The organism is Mesorhizobium sp. M0207 (genome assembly GCF_040321995.1).
Lineage (GTDB): Bacteria > Pseudomonadota > Alphaproteobacteria > Rhizobiales > Rhizobiaceae > Mesorhizobium.
Genome location: NZ_JAMYSQ010000063.1, coordinates 1 through 3,579, shown reverse-complemented (window position 1 = coordinate 3,579; position 3,579 = coordinate 1). Strand labels below are relative to the sequence as shown.

Sequence of the window (3,579 nt, the reverse complement as noted above, 5' to 3'; positions counted from 1 at the left end):
AAGGTCATGTCGGCGATCGAACAGTGTCGCACCGCTGCATTGGGTGGTCATGTCGAAGCCTGTGCGGACTGCGGCCAATGGCGGATCGCCTATAACAGCTGCCTTATGGGCAGATCCAGTAATGGGGAGTCGGCGACGACTTGATCACGCTCTTGCGACAGTCGCCGCCAGCCCGGCTCACCATTACGAGGTGCGCTTGAGGAGTGCTATCAGCCTGTCGGACGGCTGGAAGGCTCCCCGTCGCAGATGCGGCGGAATGATCGCCTCCATCGCATCGAGCTTTTCAGTCGGGTCGCCACGCGTGTAGACCTCGGTCGTCGTCAGCGTGGCATGGCCCAGCCATAGCGACACTTTCCGGATGTCATGCGTCGCCTGCAGAACGATCATTGCGCAGGTGTGCCTGAGGACGTGAGGCGAAACGCGCTTCTTGGCGAGACCGGGCTGCTTGCGAGCCGCGGTCGCGGCGTGCTGCTTAAGCAGATAAGCGAAGCCCCATCGGCTCAGCGGCTCTCCCCGGGCGTTGACGAACACCTCGGGCACGGCGGGCTGGCCGCGAATGGCAAGCCATGCGCGCAGTGCTGTGGCTGTGCTCTTCCATAACGGCAGTGTTCGTTCCCTCCGCCCCTTGCCGAGAACGCGGATGCTCATCGACGGCAAGTCGATGTCCTCGATCTTCAGGCCGGTCAGCTCGGATACGCGCAGCCCCGCACAGACAGCCAGGTGCAGCATGGCGCGGTCGCGGATGCCCTCCCACGTCGTGGGATCGGGCGCGTCGAGCACGGCTTGTAACTCCTCCCGCAGTAGATAGGGAACCAAGCGCGCATCCGTCTTCTTGAACGGGATCGCCAGGACGCGGCGGATCTGATCCAGTGCTGCCGGTTGCCGGTACTCGAGGAAGCGGAAGAACGACTTGATCGCCGCCAGTCGCACGTTGCGCGTCACAGCCGCGTTCTTTCGGTTGTCCTCGAGATGCTCGAGGAAGGCGCTCACCAAGCCAGCGTCGATCTGCTCCAACGTTAGCAGGGAGGGTTTGACCTTGAGCTTTTCGGCGGCGAACACGAACAGCAACTGGAAGCTCAGGGCGTAGGAGTCCTGCGTGTGCCGACTGACGCCTCGCTGGCGGGAGAGCGTCTCGCGCAGGAACGCTTCAATGAGAGGAGCGATCGGCGTCATGACTGCCGTCCCTCCGACAGGAACTCTTCGCCGGCCGCAGCGACGTCGCGCATGAGCTCAGCGGTAGCTTCGAGATACCAGTAGGTCGCATAGATGTTGACGTGGCCCATGTAGGTGGCCAGCGCCGCCATATGCGCCCCGCATCGGCTTCGGCCGGCCGGGCTGCCCTGCAGCGCACGCACGGCGAACGTATGCCGCAGATCGTGCAGCCGAGGACGGCGCGTCGTCCTCGATCGGATGCCAGCTATGCCCACCAGCCTGTCGAAGAGCTCTTTAACCGCGATGTAGCGGAGTGCCCGACCACGCTTGTCGATGAACACCGGATCATCGTGCGAGCGCGGCCGTCGATGCGCCAGATAGCGTTCCAGGCCTGCTGCTGCCGTGTCGTGCAGTGGCACCAGGCGCGTCTTGCGGAACTTGGTCTCGCGGATCAGCAGGCCGTCGCCGGTCACGTCGGCAACCGTGAGCCTCAGAGCTTCTGAGATCCGCAACCCGGTGGCCGAGAGCAGCGCGATCAAGGCTGCAAAGGTGAGCGGGCGCAAGCTGCCCTTGGGCCGAAGCCGCAGCGCAGCCTCGATCAGGCGATTGATCTCGTCTGCCGAGTAGATGTGCGGTGTGCGGCGCCTCTTGCGAGCACCGAAGTGATTGGCGGGCGGCAGCTCATGCCCGGCGTCCTCGACTTGGGTGTGGCGCACGAAGCGGCAGATGGCTCTGAGTCGTGCATCGCGTTGCGCCACGGATGGCCCGAGCGCGGCCCATTCGATCGCCGCTTGCGTCTCAACGTGCGTTTGCGCGCGCTCGGCCGCGAAGGCGGCAAAGCTCTTCAGCAGGTACTCCGCATTCGACATCGCGAAGCCCGTGGCGCGGCGCAGGGCGAGATAGGTCTCGATCGCGTCCAGCATCACAGCGCCTCCGGCCAGGGCTGAGCGACCTGCTTCAAGAGCGCGACATCGGCCTTGGCGTAGTAGGCCGTCGTGTCGATGCCTCGGTGGCGGAGGACCAGACCGATCTTCTCGAGCGGAACGCCGCAGCGCAGCATCTCGGTCGCCGCGGTGTGCCGCAGGACGTGCGCCCCCTTTACCGACGTCACGATGCCGGCGCGCTTCATGACGCGCTTCATCACCGACGAGATTCCATCGCCGTTCCGGAACGGTCGGCAAGGCGCGATCGTGCGCAGGAACACGCGATCGCTACGACAGGCGGACGGACGGCATTCGAGATAGGCGGCGATCGCATCCCCGACGTCTTGCGGGAGCGGCAGGCGGACCTCGTAGCGCGCCTTGCCTGTGACCCGGAGCGAGCCCGCCTGCCACTCGATGTCGGTGAGACGGAGTTGCGCCACGTCGCCGGCCCGCAGTCCGAGGCGGGCCAACAACAGCAAGATCGCGAGATCACGTCGACGCGCACTGGTGTCACCATCACAGGCGGCGATCAACTGATTGACCTGCTCGGCCGACAAATATCGCGGCATGTCGGCAAGCTGCCAATGGGCGTAAGCTGAAACGGCGTTGTCGAGACCCGCCTGACAGCAGCCTTCGACTGCAAGGTATCGCAGGAATGCCCGTAGGCTCGTCGTCATCTTCTCGATCGTGCCGCTGCCGCACTTGCTCGCGTGTTCCATGAAGTAGCCGCGAACATCGGCCGGACTCCAGCCAGTCGGGGCGGATCCGAGCGCTATCACTATGCCGGCAGCGTCGCGAGCGTAGAGCCTGATGGTGGCATCGGATGCCCCGCGATGCTTGCGCAGCCAGGCCTTGAAGTCGGTGACCAACTTGGGCTCGGCGGGCGCCGTTACCACGGCCGCGGATCGGCAGACGCCGACCTCGATAAGGTGCCGTCGAAAGAGCCGGGCACCGTAGATGGTGTGGTGGTTCCGCCGGCCGCCTCTGACGCGCGGACACCTGCAGCTGCGCAGGTGCTCGCTGAAGGCCGCCAGATCGATGTCTCCCAGGCTCACGCCGCGCTCGATCATGATGTGGCCGGCATGGGCTGCCGCCCGCAAATAGCGCACGGCCGTGTCTGGGCTGTAGCCTTGCCGTTCGAGTGATGCTGCGAAGCCGTCGAGGTATGGCCCGCTTGGCCCGCTCCGCAGATGCCCCAGAATCTTCGATGCCGAGAAGTAGGTCTCCAACATGTTCGTCCCCGTTTGTGACCGGCCATCAGTGGCCAAGTCGATGGGGCCGCGAGCACACCCAGTTATGGAGACAAGAAGCGCCGAGATTCACAGAAAATGTCAGCGACGCCACGCCGACTCCCCATTACTGGATCTGCCCATAAGGCAGGTAATGGGCGATGCCCATTACCTGCCGTAACCGGCACTGTCCCAGGTGCCAGGGCGCGGCCGCGCGTACATGGCTCGCCGAGCGCGAAGCCGACCTGCTGCCGGTCGGCTACTTCCATGTCGTA

3 protein-coding genes and 2 pseudogenes are annotated in these 3,579 nt (G+C 64.8%); 2 read left to right on the top strand and 3 right to left on the bottom strand.

The genetic code is table 11. The features are described 5' to 3' along the window. Window positions 1-102 (top strand): annotated as a pseudogene (locus tag NKJ15_RS32775) (transposase zinc-binding domain-containing protein); the annotation flags it as partial. 81 nt (window positions 103-183) lie between these two features. Here the strand turns inward: NKJ15_RS32775 and NKJ15_RS32770 are convergent. The 3 genes from NKJ15_RS32770 to NKJ15_RS32760 are packed head-to-tail and all read right to left on the bottom strand — an operon-like array spanning window position 184 to window position 3,307. Next, a complete protein-coding gene (locus tag NKJ15_RS32770) occupies window positions 184-1,173 on the bottom strand; it encodes a tyrosine-type recombinase/integrase (protein WP_352819823.1) in 990 nt (329 codons plus the stop codon). Next, window positions 1,170-2,075 (bottom strand): tyrosine-type recombinase/integrase, encoded by a 906-nt coding sequence (locus NKJ15_RS32765; RefSeq protein ID WP_352706844.1) that lies wholly within the window; start codon window positions 2,073-2,075, stop codon window positions 1,170-1,172. The genes NKJ15_RS32770 and NKJ15_RS32765 overlap by 4 nt, the downstream gene beginning before the upstream one ends. Beyond that, window positions 2,075-3,307, bottom strand: a complete 1,233-nt coding sequence (locus NKJ15_RS32760) for a tyrosine-type recombinase/integrase (RefSeq protein ID WP_352819821.1) — start codon at window positions 3,305-3,307, stop codon at window positions 2,075-2,077. Before NKJ15_RS32760 ends, NKJ15_RS32765 begins: the two co-directional genes overlap by 1 nt. 167 nt (window positions 3,308-3,474) lie before the next feature. Here NKJ15_RS32760 and NKJ15_RS32755 point away from each other — a divergent pair. Further along, window positions 3,475-3,579, top strand: a pseudogene (locus NKJ15_RS32755) (transposase zinc-binding domain-containing protein); the annotation flags it as partial.